Origin of the sequence: Streptomyces sp. WAC04114, from assembly GCF_019733245.1 — a bacterium.
Taxonomy (GTDB): domain Bacteria; phylum Actinomycetota; class Actinomycetes; order Streptomycetales; family Streptomycetaceae; genus Streptomyces; species Streptomyces massasporeus_A.
Genome location: NZ_JAIGQA010000412.1, coordinates 1 through 678, shown reverse-complemented (window position 1 = coordinate 678; position 678 = coordinate 1). Strand labels below are relative to the sequence as shown.

The following is a 678-nucleotide window of genomic DNA, read 5'->3' as shown; positions in this document are numbered from 1 at the left end:
CTCGGACCGGCACACGACGCCGGAACCACCGCGGCCGGACTCGGCAGAGCCGCTCGCGGACCAGTGCGAGGGCGCGGGAGCCACCGCCACACCGGGCAGGCCGGAGTCGCTGACGGGCCGGCACGCGGCGCCGGAACCACCGGCCACGCCAGGCACGGCAAGACCCGCCTCGGACCGGCACACGACGCCGGAACCACCGCGGCCGGACTCGGCAGAGCCGCTCGCGGACCAGTGCGAGGGCGCGGGAGCCACCGCCACACCGGGCAGGCCGGAGTCGCTGACGGGCCGGCACGCGACGTCGGAGTCGCGGCGGCCCAGCTCGGCAGGGCCTTCAAGTCGGTGTGAGGCTGTCTGGGTCATCGGGGCCCGTTCACCCACCCGCGTGGCGGCGTCGGGCTCGGCCGGTCGGGCGCCGCGGGGGCCTTGCCGTGCTCAGGGTCTCCAGCAGGGCCGTCAGGTCCGCCGCCTCGATGCCCCGGGTCTCCGCGCCGGGCTCGACGGACGGGCCTGAGATGCCCCGGGCCTCGCGGAGGGCCCGGGAGAGGCGGGAGTCCGTGCCCGGCACGTCCAGGGTCACCACCACGCCGGACTCGCGTGAGCGCCGTCCCCGTCCGTCGGACGCCCGCTCCCCCTCGGTCTCGGTGAACCACCGCGGGCAGCGCTCCACCGCCCGCAGCC

2 pseudogenes are annotated in these 678 nt (G+C 77.9%); both read right to left on the bottom strand.

From position 1 onward, the window contains the following. Positions 1-360 (bottom strand): annotated as a pseudogene (locus K4G64_RS39525) (hypothetical protein); the annotation flags it as partial. Between the two features lie 10 nt (positions 361-370). Further along, positions 371-678, bottom strand: a pseudogene (locus K4G64_RS39520) (hypothetical protein); the annotation flags it as partial.